Source organism: Xylanibacter ruminicola (assembly GCF_900142525.1).
Lineage (GTDB): Bacteria > Bacteroidota > Bacteroidia > Bacteroidales > Bacteroidaceae > Prevotella > Prevotella ruminicola_A.
Genome location: NZ_FRBD01000016.1, coordinates 1 through 13609, shown reverse-complemented (window position 1 = coordinate 13609; position 13609 = coordinate 1). Strand labels below are relative to the sequence as shown.

Genomic DNA, 13609 nt, shown 5'->3' with positions numbered 1-13609 from the left:
TATTTACTATTCAATTTTTCTCCTTTCGGTGTGCAAAATTACTAAAACTTTCTGAAAAATGCCCCTCTATCGCCATTTTTTTAATGAAAGTGGTGATAATATCGAAAAATCTGTGTAATTTTGCACTTAGAAAGAGAACAGATGGCAAAAATGAAGCTTATTGTAATGACGAAACCCACATTCTTCGTCGAAGAGGACAAGATACTAGCAAACCTCTTCGAAGAGGGATTGGAGAATCTTCACCTATATAAACCAGGTGCTTCACCCATGTATTCTGAGCGCTTGTTGACCCTGCTAGGCGAAGACTATCATAGCAAGATAACCGTACACGGACACTTTTACCTGAAAGAGGAATACCGCTTACGCGGCATACATATTGACGATGCTTTTACCGAGGCGCCTGTGGGCTACAAGGGAAACATCAGTCGTACATGTCACGCAATAGAAGAACTGAAAGATACGAAGAAGAAGTCAAACTATGTTTTTCTTCACTCTATCTTCGACAGTCAGACTAATGCCGACGAAAAGCAGTCGTTTACGATGGACGAACTGCGTGAGGCCTCAAAACAAGGTCTCATAGACAAGAAGGTATATGCTCTTGGAGGAATGAATCTGGATCGTGTAAAAGAGATCAAGGATCTTGGATTTGGTGGAATGGTGATATGTGGCGACCTGTGGAACAGGTTTAACATTCACAACGAGATTGATTACAAGGCGCTGTTGAACCATTTCGAGAAACTGCGCAAAACGATTGATTAATTGGACTAACAATAAAATATAGGTATTAAAAACATGAGTGAGAACAACTCTTACATGGTATTTTCAGGCACGGCAACAAGATACCTGGCAGAAAGAATCTGTCAGAGCCTGGGTTGCCCGCTTGGACAGTTACAAATGACTAAATTCTCGGATGGAGAGTTTGCCGTATCTTACGAGGAAAGTATTCGCGGTCGTGATGTATTCCTGGTACAGAGCACATTCCCCAACAGCGACAATCTGATGGAGTTGCTGTTGATGATCGACGCTGCCAAGCGCGCATCAGCACGTACCATCAACGCCGTTATCCCCTACTTCGGATGGGCACGCCAGGACCGTAAGGACAAGCCACGTGTCAGCATCGGTGCTAAATTGGTAGCCGACCTTCTGAGTGTAGCTGGTATTAACCGAGTTATTACAATGGACCTGCACGCTGACCAGATTCAGGGATTCTTTGATGTGCCAGTCGATCATCTGTACGCATCAAATGTCATCATTCCTTATCTGCAGTCGCTGAATCTCGACAATCTGGTCATCGCCTCACCTGATGTAGGCGGTTCAAAGCGTGCCAGCACATATGCTAAGTATCTGGGATGCCCATTGGTACTGTGTAACAAAACACGCGCTCGCGCCAACGTAGTAGCCACCATGCAGATTATCGGTGAAGTTGAGGGTAAGAACGTAGTGATTATCGACGATATGGTGGATACAGCAGGTACCATCACCAAGGCTGCCGACCTGATGAAAGAGAACGGAGCACTTACAGTTCGCGCTTGTGCCAGCCACTGTGTGATGAGCGGACCAGCCAGCGATCGCGTACAGGAATCAGCTCTCGAGGAGATTGTTTTCACCGACTCTATTCCTTACACCCAGCGTTGCGCTAAGGTTAAACAGCTGAGTGTAGCCGATATGTTTGCTGAAGCCATCCGTCGAGTTATCGACAATAAGAGCATTAGCGACCTATACATTGTATAATCGTAATGACAAATAAAGCCCTTATCAGGCTGGCAGTAGCAGGCATAGCGTTCTGCTCCTGTCAGTCTGATTCGTATAAGATAAAAGGTTACGCCAACCATCTGCAAGATGGCGATACGATAACCTTGGCACTTGAAGACAATCAACAGAAGATTCTGGGACAGACTATCATATCAGAAGGCAACTTCAATATGAAGGGAGTAACCGATACCACCGTATTCTGCCGTGCATATCTGAACAAGGAGCCGCTTACAAGTATTAGTTTCTTTCTGGAACCAGGCAACATCACCATCGAGCTGCATCCTTACCCCACTCCGTCAAGGGTATCGGGTACGGTGCTGAACAATGAATGGCAGGGGTTGAACGACTCGGTTCAAACATTGGGCGACAAACTGATACGACTGGCCGAGGAAGCAAGCAAAACTGACGCAGACAATCGACAACAACTGCAACAAACGATAGATAGTCTGCACCGCAAGATATCAGGATGCATTAAGAACACCGCCCAGAGAAACAAGACAAATGTATTAGGGAAATACATTATTGATAATTACAAAGAACCCGAGTTCAAATGAACCCGGGTTCTTTTTTATGATATGCCTAACCTTAGTTGTTGAAGTTAGGAAGCTCCAGCCACTTAATGTAGCAGAAGTCCTGACGGTGAGGCAGATTCTTATTCTTAGGATACATACGAACAGCACTCTTGAAATCGCCAGCCTGCTGTGGAGCAAGTGTTGCCTCGAAGATGAAGTTGTTGCCTTCGTGACCCACCATCTTCAGTGGCTCGATAGAGAAGATGCGCTCCTCGCCCTCCTTATTGATATACACGTTAACCTTCTCAAGAGCTACAGCATCGTCAAGTCCCTGCTCGTTAATCACGTAGCGCAAGGTGTACTTCTGAGCTGTCTCGATACCAGTTGAAGGATAATCCCACTCGCAAGACACCACGTTGATGGCATCCCAACGCTCAGCAACAGCCTCCTTCCACTGAGCAATCTCCTTAGCCAGACGATAGCCGTCCTTAGAGATCTCCTTGAAGCGCTTAGCCTGCTTGTTGTAGAACTTCTCGTAGTAGTCGTCGAGCTGACGCTTCATGGTGTAGTGAGGAGCAATCTGGGCGATAGAGTTCTTGATGACCTTGATCCAGCCCTTAGAAATGCCCTTCTTATCCTTATTATAATAAAGAGGTACAATCTCGTTCTCCAGCAGGCCATAGATAGTAGCTGCGTCCAGATTATCCTGATAGCCCTGGTTCTGGTAGGTACGCTTCTCAGTAAGAGCCCATCCGGCACCCTCACGATAGCCCTCAAGCCACCAACCGTCCTTTACACTGAGGTTTACAACACCGTTCATCTCGGCCTTCTCACCTGATGTACCTGATGCCTCCAGAGGACGTGTAGGTGTGTTCATCCAGATATCAACACCTGAAACAAGACGACGAGCCAGCAGGAAGTCGTAGTCTTCGAGGAATACGATACGGCCCTGGAACTCAGGACGTTGTGAAATATCGTAAATCTTCTTGATGAGACCCTGACCAGCACCATCAGCTGGGTGAGCCTTACCTGCAAACAGGAATACTACTGGATGCTCAGGATTGTTAACAATCTTGCTCAGACGCTCAAGATCGGTAAACAGCAGGTGTGCACGCTTGTAAGTAGCAAAACGACGGCAGAATCCGATAACCAAAGCATTTGGATCGAAACGCTCGAGCAACTTAACTACGCGTGAAGGATCGCCCTGATTCTTCAACCATGTCTCGCGGAACTGCTCCTTGATATAGTCGAAGAGCTTAGCCTTCAGAGCCTTGCGGGTTTCCCAAATCTCCTCGTCGGGACAGTTATAGATACCATGCCAGATCTCCTCGTTGCTCTGGTCGCTCATGTGCTTAGCATCGAAGTACTTGGCATATACATTACGCCACTCTGTAGCACACCATGTTGGGAAGTGAACACCATTGGTAACATAGCCCACGTGATTCTCCTCAGGATAGTAGCCGTTCCAGATAGGAGCAAACATCTTCTGAGAAACCCAACCATGAAGCATAGATACACCGTTAACCTCCTGACAGGTGTTGCAAGCAAAGGTTGACATACAGAAACGCTCACCATGATCATCAGGATTGGTACGACCCATGCCGATGAACTCATCCCATGAGATGCCCAACTTCTGAGGGTAGCCACCCATGTACTTGCCAAACAGGCCTTCGTCGAAGTAGTCGTGACCAGCAGGAACTGGGGTGTGAACAGTATAGAGCGAAGAAGCGCGTACCAACTCCAATGCCTGGTTGAAGGTAAGGCCCTCGTCGATATAATCGCACAGACGCTGCAGGTTGCAGAGTGCTGCATGACCCTCGTTACAATGATAGATATCCTTCTTGATGCCCAGCTTCTTGAGCAGCAGCATACCACCGATACCAAGCAGAATCTCCTGCTTCAAGCGGTTCTCCCAGTCGCCACCATAAAGGCTGTGGGTGATAGGCTTGTCGAACTCTGAGTTCATCTCGTTGTCGGTATCAAGCAGATACAGCTTCACACGACCAACGTTTACACGCCAAACGTATGCATGAACCTGATAGTTGGTGTAAGGCACATCGATAACCAGAGGATTACCGTCCTTGTCGAGCTGGCGCTCGATAGGCAGGTTACCAAAGTTCTGGCTCTCGTAGTTGGCAATCTGCTGTCCCTCCATCGAAAGGCTCTGTGTAAAGTAACCGAAACGATACAGGAAACCAACAGCACACATATCAACGTTAGAGTCAGAAGCCTCCTTTACATAGTCACCAGCCAGCATACCCAGACCACCTGAATAAATCTTCAGGGCAGAGTGGATACCATACTCCATACAGAAGTAAGCTACTGATGGGCGCTTAGAATCTGGTTTAACATCGATATACTTACGGAACAAATCGTAGACACTCTTGATGCGCTTCATGAGTGCCTTGTCTTTTACAATCTCTTCTTTGCGGGCAAAACTCAGGCGCTCAAGGAGCATCACTGGGTTGTGTTTTACCTCATGATAAAGCTCAGGGTCAAGGTCGCGGAACAAATCGCGAGCCTCGTAGTTCCAAACCCACCACATATTGTGGGCAATCTCGTCCAAACACTTCAGTTCTGCAGGAAGACTTGACTTAACGGTCAGCTCCTTCCACATGGGAGCGTTTGCATAATCAGCTTTAATTTTCATAATCTCTCAAATTTTTATTATTTGAACTCTTTTTTAATTATCTCTTATATCGACTTCTTTCGCTCTTCGGCTTTGCCAAGGGCGATATCATAAGCCTCGTAATAGTATTTTATAAACTCACTCCAGAGGGCCTTTTTCGACAGGTTGCCAGCATTCTTTCTGCAAACATCAACCTGCTTCTTAGGCATGTTCGAGAAGTCGGCCACTGTATCCTTAATCATATCGGCCACCTCCGAGTAGTTATAGTCTGTACGGTGTATCACCTTCACACCATCTTCAATCTCGCCATTCTTGCCAAACACGCTGTTAGCCCAAAGGCCGAAACCAGCCAGATCGGTAGTGATGCAAGGCACCTTGAAGGCAATGGCCTCAAGTGGCGTATAGCCCCAAGGCTCGTAATACGAAGGATAGATACAGAGGTCGTTACCCAGCACCACATCATAATACGTAAGATTCACGATGCCATCGTTGCCGTCGAGATAGCAAGGCAGGAAAATCACCTTCACTTTCTCGTCCTTACGATTGTGCATATCGTAGTATTTCATCATACCCAGCACGTTGTCGTGACTCATATTGTGGAGCCAATGCGTAACCTGAGGCACGTCGAGTGGCGTATCATACTTCTGTCCACTCTTCAGTCGCTCCTGCAGATCCTTACGGGGCTCACCTACCCAACCGGGCACCTCGATAAAGGCCACCACCTTCTTCTTCAGGTCGCGATCGCGCAGCAAACGATTCATCGCCTCAACAAACACGTCGATACCCTTATTGCGGAACTCATAACGGCCTGAGGTTGAAACCAGCAGTGTGTCGTCGTCCAGATCCTCGCCCAGCAGAGCGTTGGCCACTTCAATCATCTTTCTGCGAGCAGCATTGCGCTTGCGGGTAAACTTGGCTGCACTAGGCACAAAGCTGTTGTCGAAACCATTTGGCAACACAACATCCACAGGTTTGTCCAGCAACTCTACACACTCCTTAGCGGTAATATCGCTAACCGTTGTAAAGCAGTCCACATAGTGTGCTGTCTGCTTTTCAATAGAGTGTTTCGACTGCATGTTCAGTTCGCCAGCCATCTGGTCGCCGTTATAGGCAAACAGATAGTCGTAAAGAGGTTTCATATTGCCAGCTATCGAGCGGCCAATGCTGGTAGCATGGGTTGTGAAGATAGTACCAATCTGAGGCAGCTTGTTATTAATGTAAAGCGCTCCCAGTCCGCACATCCACTCGTTAGCGTGGTAAATCACCTTATCCTTCAGCGTGAGATAGTGGTTGTAGAAACTCTCAACCACCAAGGCAGCTGCATACGAGAACATCGATGCCTCGTCGTAATCGCCATAGGCGTGCAACGAGTCAACGCCGTAGTTCTCCCACAGCCATCCATATATTTCATTCTTCTGTTCGAAGAACGGATTAAAATCAACCAGAATTGCTATTGGTTCACCAGGAACCGTCCAGCGGCCAACCCTTATCTTCAGCCCCTGTTCCTTAGCCTCCCATTGCCATTCGGCAAAGAGGGAACTCTCCTCCTTGAAATAAGGACTCTCTTGCTCTTTCCAGAAATCAGGACCGATGAAAACAATCTTATCCCGATGTGCCTCTTGCAGAGTCTTGGCACGTGTAGAAAGCACTGTATAGATTCCTCCAACCTTATTGCAGACCTCCCAACTCGACTCGAAGATGTAGTCTGGTGTTAACTGCTTTTTTGCCATGTTATACTAACTAATTGGTTGCAAAGATACTTAATTAATTTTAAATTCTGCAACATTTTCTCTAAAAAATGAATGTTTATAGCAAAAATAATGATTTAGATTAGTATCTTTGCCCACAAATTTTAAAAAGCGTTGATTATGAATAAGTTAATAGCTATATCACTTTTTTGCCTCGCCACTATCTGCATGAGGGCCCAGAGCAATAACGGTCCCTTTCGCACGTACATATATAATAATGAATTTGATGTATTTCTTCGCATCAATTTTTATGACCAGAACATAAACGTACCAGGGCAGGATCTTCTGGGTCAAGTTCCAGGCTATCTTGGCAAGAAGAACAATTCTTTCGTTTGGGTCATCACTTCCGCCACCATCAAAGGCAACAAGGCCCATCTGGCCCTTATCAACGATTATGGCAGCGAAGACCTTACCGCCACCCTCACCCGCAAGAACGATTCCATCTATGTGCTCAAGCAAGAAGACGGCAGCACACTCAAGGTTCCTAATAAGGGCAAGTGGCAGAAACTGCCCAAAACCTTAGAGTTCAAACGCAAATAGTGTCGCCGTCCTCGTCGTCATCGGCATCGCCATCTACTTCAATAAGCGTAACGGCTAAAGACAAGCCGTTACTTTTTCAATTTTATTGCCAAGATACGACGCACGCTCTGGTTGATGCGCTCCTCAGTAAGAGTACCTTCTTCTACTGCGGCAACAATAGCGTCGAATGCCTCAACAAAGTTCTTGGGGCACAGCACGATGTCGGCACCTGCTAGAATACATCCCACAGCCGCCTCGTCATTGTTGTACTGCTGCGTAATAGCACCCATGTCCATCGCATCAGTCACAATGATATTCTTATAACCCAGTTCGCGGCGCAGCTTATCCTGCAGAATAACTGACGACATGGTTGAAGGGATATCCTCACCGATAATGTTAGGGGCACTGATGTGGGCAGTCATAATGAGCTGACAGCCCCATTGAATACCAGCCTGGAAGGTAATAATCTCGCAATTCATCATCTCTTCCCACGTTTTCTGTGTCTGAGCATAACCATAGTGCGTATCAGCCTTCACGTCGCCATGACCAGGAAAATGCTTGATGCAACCCACGATATCGGCATCCTTCAATCCCTGCAGATAGTTGGTCACCATAGGAGCAGCCACCGCAGGATCATCGCTGAAGGCACGAGGGCCAATGATAATGTTCTCTGGGTTAGTATTCACATCAGCCACAGGCGCGAAATCGATGTCGAAACCATAGCCTTTCAGATAAGTACCAATATAGTTACCGCACTCGTAGGCATTGGCAGGATCGCCAGTAGCTCCGATAGCAGCCATCGACTCATATTTCTTCACGTCGAAGTTCGGATTGTTGGCTATACGTGCTACTCGCCCACCCTCTTCGTCTATACACATCAGCGGTTTTCCGTTCAGCGCCTTCAGTTGCGGTATAAACTGCGCCAGCTGAGCCTCATCCTTGATGTTCCATGCATAGAGGATGATGCCACCCACAGGATACTTCTCGTTCACCCCCTTCATGCAGTCGTTCACCGCCTGCAGTTCCAAAGGCATCAAGTCTGCATACGCCTGCCAGTGGATAGTGGTATCGAGTGCCTCAGGGCGAATAAAGAACAGCTGTCCCACTTTTTCGCGCAGAGTCATCTTGCTTAACAGTTCCTCCACCTCATCTTCAGGCGATGGTACTGGGTTATCATCATTGGTACACGAGGTTATTACAAAGCCGCAAGTCAGGATGGCAGCCATCATCCAAAGTTTCATCTGATTCATAATATATAAATTGTCTTAGGTGATTACAAATACATCAAACATCTCATTTTGCTTTGCAAAGGTACAACATCTTTTTCGATAAGGCAAAGTTTTTTCGTCTTTTTTCTTTTGTTTCATGTTTTTATGCTACTTTTGCACACATAATTATATTATTGTACAACCCTATTAAACATTTCTCAATATGGACCTATTACACATCATAGCAGTCGCCATCCTAGTCATCATCGGCATCGCCATCTACATCAACAAGCGCAACGGGTAAATTCCCCCTTCTCTATAATTCTAGTAAATTTGATAAATAATTCTGTCGAAGTTGCCGCTCGGCTTGCCCAAGCATGCCCCCCCCCGTCTAGAACAATCTCATTTATATCATCCTTTTCCTACATCAAACCACAACCCACAAGGCGTCACAGTGGATACGCTTACAAATGCTTATATTATATGGTGGCGGATTCTTGGACGAGCCAAGCGGCGGAGGCGAGCGACTAATCTGCCACAACAAATGAAATAATGATATTTCATTTTAGAAAAGGAATAATCTACAAAGAAAAGAAGACGAAATATTAAAATCCCACTTTTTAGGTATTGCAAATAAGGAGAAATCGCCGTACCTTTGCACCCAGAGATTTAGCCAATGTTATATTAGGTATTTGTTTAGTTACTACGAATATAGGTCTGTCGTGATGACAGGCCTTTTTCAGTTTTTATTAAAGACAGATATTACTCTTCCTTATAATTCTTGTCCTTCTCGAAGGTGAGGCCTTGGTAGAGGGGTTGCGAGCCTTCGTAACTTTCGGGCAGGAAGTGGAGACGGACGCCACGGATATGCTTCTTGGCACGGAAATCCTTGAGGTTGTCAACCTTCTCGCTTTCGATCTCAAGCTTCATCATACCCCAGTCTTCCAGGCGAACACGATCGCCTTCGCGAAGATGACTATTGATGACCTCAGCCAAACTTACAAGGACTCCACGAACATTGGCAGGATGAGTGCCCATACGCTGAGCAGTCTCTTTTACAATCTGGCGACTTTCAACAGTATTATAGTGCACAGCTACAGCCTTGTATTTGCCAAAAGTAGGCAGCGTTGGCTTGGTTTCTTTCTTGATTCTATATTTCATAACGCTATTTAGTTGATTATTTATGCAAAGGTACACATTTTCTAGATAATTAGAAAGAAATATCTAGAAAAAAATGAATAATAGACGAAATACATAAGATTCCAACAACAAAATTCTCTCATACAATTACAAATATCATATTAAACACTACATAAATTAACTTATTTAACTGAAAATAAGAAACTTGCGACAAATGTAAACACTACCGCAAACGCTACAAAAACACTACTAAAACACTACTAAAACACTACCATTTAGCACAAAAATGAGAGTTTTAGCCTAAGTCGATATACACAATACTGTAGATAAGAATAATTAGTATGACTAGTCATAAAGAAATTCTCTAGAGAATTTATAAACAAGTAGGCCTATCAGCAACTTCAAGTACGTACCTGAGCAGAAAATTCTCTAGAGAATTTATCTACTACTACACGAAGTAAACTTTACTATCCAGCATCATGATTTTGGAGAGATAGCGCATCAATCACTTTTTTTGTAGGGTTTAGGTAGGGTTTAGGTAGTGTTTTTGTAGTGTTTTTGTAGTGTATTAGGTAGTGTATTAGGTAGTGTTTAATAGTTACGTAAACATCTGTATACAAATACTTTACATAACATTTAGTAGTGTTTAACAGAAATATTTGAATTTTGATGCTGCAATTTCAGAAAATATGAGTACCTTTGCACAGTAATCAATCAAAAATCAACAAGAAATGAAAATAAGTATTCTAAAAATCGCAAGAAAAAAAGAGGTTATCAACCGCATCGACCTAACAGAGTTAGCAGAATTAATCCGCAATAACCCTGAACAGGACAAAGTGTTCAATGTTCGACTGAACTACCAGTTTCTGAAACCTCAGAGACTGAACGACGGACAGATCATCGTTGACAATGAGCAGCACACCGTGAACCTGCCCCGCATTCTGTTTGCAGCCGAATGCGTGAACTTCAAAGAGAAGCAGAAGGGACTGAGGTATAACGGACTCGTGGTTATCGAGGTGAACGGTCTGAAAACATACGAAGAGGCCGTAAACATCCGCAACCAAGCTGCTAGAATGGACGAGACGATGATGGCGTTTCTGGGCGCATCGGGTAAGAGCGTAAAGATAGTTTGTCGTGGAGAATTGTTTAGCAATGATCAGACCACCCCAGCCCCTCCTACTCAGGCGGGAACCAAACTACCTAACATAGAAGCCGACATCCGCCAATTCCACAAGAACCTGTACGACACGGCGCGAAGAGCCTATCAGAACCAGTTCGGCATCGACATCGAATATCTGGAGCCAAACGTAGAGCGCACCGTGTATATGAGTGCCGACCCAGAGATGTACTGGAACCCGGATGCACGCCCATTCAAGGCCGACACCGAGAAGCACAATCAGCCCGAACCCGCTAAAATATCGTGGGAGAGCGACCGACTGATGCCTGGACGCACCATCACGCGAACATATCACTTCAACTGGCTCTTCATCGTAAAGCAAGTGCTGGGCGACTATTTCAAACTGGAAGACGTGAGCGACGAAGACCGACAGATGCAAATGTTGATGCGAATAGCCAGCATGTCGCTTGAGCAAGGCATTCCCCTAGCCCACGCCCAAGGCATGACGCTCGAGCACCCCATACTGAACAAGGATCCAGAACTTGTCAAGAACGTATTCTCGGCTGTTTACGATGTATCGCTGCAGGAAGACTATCTGCGGAAGCACAAGGTGAAACCACTAAAGAGCGTGCCCGACGAGACGCTGCAGACGATGCGAACAGAGATGTTCCTGAATGCCAACTTCGACATGCGCAAAAACATGATGACAGGAGTGGCCGAGTATCGCATGAAATACTCTGAGGATCAGACGTTTAAGCCACTGACCGAAGAGGTGAGAAACGACATGACGATTCAAGCCCGCGAGCAGGGACTGAAATCGTGGGATCAGGATGTGAACCGCTTTATCAACTCTACCCGCATTGAGCAATACGACCCAGTGAACACCTGGCTGAACCAACTGCCTGAATGGGATGGCCACGACTACATAGCCGACTTGGCCGCCAGGGTGCCTACCACACAGCCACACTGGCCTAAGTATCTGTGCTACTGGCTGATAGGAATGGTGGCCCAATGGCGCGAGAGCGATAAACAGCTGACGGGTAATGCCCTGACGCCACTGCTAATTGGTAGGCAGGGTTGCGGAAAGACACGATTCTGCAAAATCATACTCCCACCCGAACTACGCGACTATTATAACGACAAGCTGAACTTCAAAAACGAGTTCGACCTGAATATCGCACTCACCATGTTTGCCCTTATCAACATCGACGAGTTCGACAAAACCACCAAGTCGCAGCAAATCGTACTCAAATATCTGCTATCGTCGAGCGATGTCAAGTTCCGTCCGCCATACGGCAAAACCATCAAACTGTATCGTCGATACACCTCGTTCATAGGCACCACCAACGAGCAGCAACCATTGGTCGACCCTACAGGTTCACGCCGTTTCGTGTGTGTCAGCATACCTAAAGGACAGAACATCGACTATACCGACAACGTGAATCACGAGCAGCTCTTCGCCCAAGCACTATACCTATTTAATAATGAGGCGCGATTCTGGCTCGACGATGATGAGATTAAGGAACTGATAGCCGAGAACGAACCTTATCAAAAGACGATTGATCTGGTAGAGATGATAAGCGAGAGCTTCAGTCGTCCACAAGCTGACGAAGGACGTTGGTGGAAAGCAAGTGAAGTGTATAATTATTTAGCATCGAAATATTCCTATTTCGATGCTAAGAAAACGGCTCCCACAAAACTGGGAAAAGCCATGAATAATTACAAGTTCGGATTCAAAAGCCGTTTGGTAAACGGTCTGAAAGAATACTGGCTTAAAGAGAAATAATACACATTAGGGATTAACTGGTTGACCCAGCATCTGCTTGATATGAGTATCGAGAATATGGAATGCTGGATCAACCATTCCTACATGTCCGTGTCCGTCAATTTCATAAAGATATGTCTGCTTGTGGCCTACCAGTTTCATCATGCGCTCCAAGTACTGGTTCTCATCATATCTGCCATAAAGCTCCAGCTCTCTATCGCCACAAATCAACACAAATGGCGGACAATCATTACGTACCCAATATAGTGGTGCATACTGATCGATAGTAGGCTGTAAAGGCTTGATACCCTGCATTTTACGCACATTATAATGCGTAATAGCCTGTCCACTGAAAGGAATATACTGCCACACGCTATCAGCATCAATTTGATAATTCTTGAGCCAAGTCTTGTTCAGACAGAGCATCATTGAGAGATAACCGCCTGCAGAATGACCAGTTACCACAATTTTCTTCGGATCGCCACCATATTTTTTTGCATTTTTGAATGCCCAAGCTACAGCTTCAGCAGCATCATCCAATGTCTTGTCAACCGTTACTTTGGGCAGTAATCTATAGTTTGCACCTATAACCACATACCCTTTTTCCTTTAATCGCTGTGGAATTTCCTTCTGACCAGCCTCTAATCCACCTCCATGAAACCACACGATAACCGGGCAATCCTTCAAACCTTCAGGATAATACACGTCTAGTTTCAAACGCTCTTTGGCGTAAGCATCAGTTTTTGTAGTATAACTGATGTTAGAAACGGTTTTGTAACTCTGCGCGCTGATGGCTATAACCATCATAAGCATCACTGTTAAAACATTTAATCTCTTCATAGTCCGTTAGTGTTTTAAAAAAATGAAAAGCCCCAGAGAAATGTATTCTCCAGGGCTTTCTTAAAAAAGACGGCGGCTTCCTACTCTCCCGCATTGCATTGCAGTACCATCGGCGCAGGTGGGCTTAACTTCTCTGTTCGGAATGGGAAGAGGTGGGACCCCACTGCAATAACCACCTGATAAATCTTATCTAGCATCACTAGCAGAACTAGCATCACTAGTATGGGATTGACAGTGTCGACACAAGAACTGAAGTAATTACTTCTATTAGAAACAACTACATCTGATAATATCAGCATGAAGCGAAAGATCTCGGGCAATTAGTAGTGCTCGGCTTTGACGTCACCGTCTTTACACCTGCACCCTATCAACGTCATCG

General features: G+C 45.6%; 10 protein-coding genes and 1 rRNA gene. 5 read left to right on the top strand and 6 right to left on the bottom strand.

Going from position 1 to position 13609, the window contains the following annotated elements; translation table 11 throughout:
• Positions 1 to 150: 150 nt before the first annotated feature.
• From BUB86_RS10810 to BUB86_RS10800, 3 genes are read left to right on the top strand one after another with little or no spacing between them, the layout of a single operon-like run.
• A complete protein-coding gene (locus BUB86_RS10810; protein WP_073209375.1) occupies positions 151 to 759 on the top strand; it encodes a thiamine phosphate synthase in 609 nt (202 codons plus the stop codon).
• A gap of 33 nt (positions 760 to 792) precedes the next feature.
• Positions 793 to 1731, top strand: a complete 939-nt coding sequence (locus BUB86_RS10805) for a ribose-phosphate pyrophosphokinase (protein ID WP_073209373.1) — start codon at positions 793 to 795, stop codon at positions 1729 to 1731.
• A gap of 5 nt (positions 1732 to 1736) precedes the next feature.
• Complete coding sequence (locus BUB86_RS10800) at positions 1737 to 2306, top strand: DUF4369 domain-containing protein (protein ID WP_073209371.1); 570 nt, start codon at positions 1737 to 1739, stop codon at positions 2304 to 2306.
• Positions 2307 to 2337: 31 nt separating this feature from the next.
• On the opposite strand, the gene glgP is transcribed toward BUB86_RS10800, so the two are convergent.
• Positions 2338 to 4914 carry an alpha-glucan family phosphorylase gene (glgP, locus tag BUB86_RS10795; RefSeq protein WP_073209369.1) on the bottom strand — a complete coding sequence of 859 codons (2577 nt, stop codon included), beginning with the start codon at positions 4912 to 4914 and terminating at the stop codon, positions 2338 to 2340.
• 44 nt (positions 4915 to 4958) lie between these two features.
• Positions 4959 to 6623, bottom strand: coding sequence for a glycogen/starch synthase (locus BUB86_RS10790; protein ID WP_073209367.1), 1665 nt, complete (start codon positions 6621 to 6623; stop codon positions 4959 to 4961).
• A gap of 138 nt (positions 6624 to 6761) precedes the next feature.
• Here BUB86_RS10790 and BUB86_RS10785 point away from each other — a divergent pair, with 138 nt between their 5' ends.
• On the top strand, positions 6762 to 7181 hold the full coding sequence (locus tag BUB86_RS10785) for a hypothetical protein (protein WP_073209365.1): 420 nt from the start codon (positions 6762 to 6764) through the stop codon (positions 7179 to 7181).
• A gap of 68 nt (positions 7182 to 7249) precedes the next feature.
• Here the strand turns inward: BUB86_RS10785 and BUB86_RS10780 are convergent, their stop codons facing one another.
• Both BUB86_RS10780 and BUB86_RS10775 read right to left on the bottom strand, forming a co-directional pair.
• Positions 7250 to 8410 (bottom strand): glycoside hydrolase family 3 protein, encoded by a 1161-nt coding sequence (locus BUB86_RS10780; RefSeq protein ID WP_081373212.1) that lies wholly within the window; start codon positions 8408 to 8410, stop codon positions 7250 to 7252.
• 720 nt (positions 8411 to 9130) lie between these two features.
• Positions 9131 to 9529, bottom strand: coding sequence for an HU family DNA-binding protein (locus BUB86_RS10775; RefSeq protein ID WP_073209362.1), 399 nt, complete (start codon positions 9527 to 9529; stop codon positions 9131 to 9133).
• A gap of 710 nt (positions 9530 to 10239) precedes the next feature.
• Here BUB86_RS10775 and BUB86_RS10770 point away from each other — a divergent pair.
• Positions 10240 to 12411, top strand: coding sequence for a BT4734/BF3469 family protein (locus BUB86_RS10770; protein ID WP_073209360.1), 2172 nt, complete (start codon positions 10240 to 10242; stop codon positions 12409 to 12411).
• A gap of 6 nt (positions 12412 to 12417) precedes the next feature.
• On the opposite strand, the gene BUB86_RS10765 is transcribed toward BUB86_RS10770, so the two are convergent.
• Positions 12418 to 13230: an alpha/beta hydrolase gene (locus BUB86_RS10765; RefSeq protein ID WP_073209358.1), complete on the bottom strand. Its 813-nt coding sequence runs from the start codon at positions 13228 to 13230 to the stop codon at positions 12418 to 12420.
• 67 nt (positions 13231 to 13297) lie between these two features.
• A 5S ribosomal RNA gene (gene rrf, locus BUB86_RS10760) occupies positions 13298 to 13410 on the bottom strand.
• Positions 13411 to 13609 lie beyond the last annotated feature (199 nt).

What these genes read in the sequence shown, in the direction of transcription:
- BUB86_RS10805 (WP_073209373.1), top strand. Translation starts at nt 793, where the DNA reads ATGAGTGAGAACAACTCTTACATGGTATTTTCAGGCACGGCAACAAGA.
- BUB86_RS10775 (WP_073209362.1), bottom strand. Translation starts at nt 9,529, where the DNA reads ATGAAATATAGAATCAAGAAAGAAACCAAGCCAACGCTGCCTACTTTT.
- BUB86_RS10765 (WP_073209358.1), bottom strand. Translation starts at nt 13,230, where the DNA reads ATGAAGAGATTAAATGTTTTAACAGTGATGCTTATGATGGTTATAGCC.
- BUB86_RS10770 (WP_073209360.1), top strand. Translation starts at nt 10,240, where the DNA reads ATGAAAATAAGTATTCTAAAAATCGCAAGAAAAAAAGAGGTTATCAAC.
- BUB86_RS10790 (WP_073209367.1), bottom strand. Translation starts at nt 6,623, where the DNA reads ATGGCAAAAAAGCAGTTAACACCAGACTACATCTTCGAGTCGAGTTGG.
- BUB86_RS10780 (WP_081373212.1), bottom strand. Translation starts at nt 8,410, where the DNA reads ATGAATCAGATGAAACTTTGGATGATGGCTGCCATCCTGACTTGCGGC.
- BUB86_RS10800 (WP_073209371.1), top strand. Translation starts at nt 1,737, where the DNA reads ATGACAAATAAAGCCCTTATCAGGCTGGCAGTAGCAGGCATAGCGTTC.
- BUB86_RS10785 (WP_073209365.1), top strand. Translation starts at nt 6,762, where the DNA reads ATGAATAAGTTAATAGCTATATCACTTTTTTGCCTCGCCACTATCTGC.
- glgP (WP_073209369.1), bottom strand. Translation starts at nt 4,914, where the DNA reads ATGAAAATTAAAGCTGATTATGCAAACGCTCCCATGTGGAAGGAGCTG.
- BUB86_RS10810 (WP_073209375.1), top strand. Translation starts at nt 151, where the DNA reads ATGAAGCTTATTGTAATGACGAAACCCACATTCTTCGTCGAAGAGGAC.